The sequence below is a fragment of the Moorena sp. SIO3I8 genome (genome assembly GCF_010692325.1).
Lineage (GTDB): Bacteria > Cyanobacteriota > Cyanobacteriia > Cyanobacteriales > Coleofasciculaceae > Moorena.
Map to the genome: position 1 here is coordinate 1 of NZ_JAAHHW010000404.1, position 1,358 is coordinate 1,358.

General features: G+C 39.5%; 3 protein-coding genes. 2 read left to right on the top strand and 1 reads right to left on the bottom strand.

Features of this window, described 5'->3' with window-relative positions:
• Positions 1 to 77: 77 nt before the first annotated feature.
• Positions 78 to 284: a hypothetical protein gene (locus F6K51_RS37375; protein ID WP_293031257.1), complete on the bottom strand. Its 207-nt coding sequence runs from the start codon at positions 282 to 284 to the stop codon at positions 78 to 80.
• Between the two features lie 19 nt (positions 285 to 303).
• Here F6K51_RS37375 and F6K51_RS37380 point away from each other — a divergent pair, with 19 nt between their 5' ends.
• Together F6K51_RS37380 and F6K51_RS37385 are read left to right on the top strand one after the other, a co-directional pair.
• A complete protein-coding gene (locus tag F6K51_RS37380; RefSeq protein ID WP_293031260.1) occupies positions 304 to 525 on the top strand; it encodes a hypothetical protein in 222 nt (73 codons plus the stop codon).
• On the top strand, positions 526 to 1,194 hold the full coding sequence (locus F6K51_RS37385) for a WecB/TagA/CpsF family glycosyltransferase (protein WP_293031264.1): 669 nt from the start codon (positions 526 to 528) through the stop codon (positions 1,192 to 1,194).
• Positions 1,195 to 1,358: the final 164 nt, after the last annotated feature.

A 1,358-nucleotide genomic window follows, 5' to 3' on the forward strand; every position in this document is an offset into this window, starting at 1 on the left:
TCCCGGCTTTTTTAGGGGGGTAATGGGGGGATACCATCCAAGCATACAAGCCTTTTACCTCCTCAAGACTGACCCACTCAGATCTGTAAAATCAGATCTGTAAAACTGCTGTAATTCCCTATTCCCGGTTCTTTCCAGAGCCGAAGTTCCCTATTGGCTAAAACCTTAATTTCTCGATAACCTGGGTAAGTCCTACTTGTGATGGACACACATAACTTATTCATAATTTGGACATCATGAAAACGCGATCGCGGACAGCCGGTAGCAATACTGTAAATAATCACTACTCTAACTATTACGGCAATGGCCAGAAAAAATCAACTGAATGAATTAGATTATTTACCTGCTATTAATGTACATTTGCTAGAGCGTAGAATATCTTGTGTAACCGTCCCTAGGATTGTAGATGCCATTCATGCCGCTTGCGTTGAAGACAGAAAAATAACCGTAGCTAACTATAACGTACATAGTTTTAATCTTTCGATGGAGCTACCCTGGTTTTATGAATTTATCCAAAGTGCATAAATCGCCCATTGTGACGGTATGGGTATCTTAAAAGCCCTTAAGTTTATGGGGTACAATTTATCACTAAAATACCGCGCTTATTACACACTATTACTGCCAAAATTGCTGGATAATGTTAACCAAAATAGCTTGTTAATTTTTCTGCTGGGGTCAAAGCCTAAGCATCTAGAAACAGCCCTTACTAACCTTAGACAACAATACCCCAATATTATTGTCAATGGTCACCACGGATATTGTGATAAAGAAGACCCCAGCCAAAATCAAGAGATAATTAATAAAATTAACCACACAAAACCTAATATTTTATTGGTAGGCATGGGTATGCCAATTCAAGAAAAATGGATTTGGCAGCATCGTAGTCGTCTTAATGTCAATGTGTTCATGCCTTGTGGTGCAGTGATCGACCGATTGGCAGGTTTGGTTCCTGACTGTCCAGAATTTATTTCCAATCTTGGTGGAGAGTGGCTTTATCGTTTATCCCGTGAACCCAAACGTCTGGCAGCTCGCTACTTACTCGGTAATCCAGCCTTTTTCTTTCAACTTGCTCTAGCTAAATTTTATGCACAACCTTTGAGAGTAGAGAAGAAGGGGTACATGCTAAATGGACAAAAACACAGTTTAGGCGAGCCTGTCAGCCTTCTTTCACCATTACCTCAGGGAATGAACTAGCAAAATCAGGATGCACCTGATCTGCAGCTGTTAGCGAGTTCTAGTCAGTAAACTCAGAATAACTGATAAAATTAATTTTAATTTTATTAAAATTAATTTTGTCTCAGTCATGGTGCAAGACCACCATGATCGTGATTCATACCAAGTGATACTAAGTTATATCG